Genomic DNA, 236 nt, shown 5'->3' on the forward strand with positions numbered 1-236 from the left:
GCAGCAAGCACCGCAGGAATCGCCACAGCAATAAAATTCAACTTATGTGGTAATTCCATGCCCAACAATACACCAATGACAATTGGCCCCACGATTGCACCCACACGGCCAATCCCTGATGCCCAACCCAACCCGGTTGAACGAACAGCCAATGGATAATATTGCGCCACATAACTATATAGCAAAATACTACAACCAATCGAAGCCGCTCCTGCAAGTGCAACCAATAAATAAAT

At 46.2% G+C, this 236-nt stretch carries 1 pseudogene; it reads right to left on the reverse strand.

Going from position 1 to position 236, the window contains the following annotated elements:
• Positions 1-236 (reverse strand): annotated as a pseudogene (locus tag RRF55_RS27955) (aromatic acid/H+ symport family MFS transporter); the annotation flags it as partial.

The sequence above is a fragment of the Klebsiella sp. K47 genome, from assembly GCF_051858335.1.
GTDB classification, from domain to species: domain Bacteria; phylum Pseudomonadota; class Gammaproteobacteria; order Enterobacterales; family Enterobacteriaceae; genus Klebsiella; species Klebsiella pneumoniae.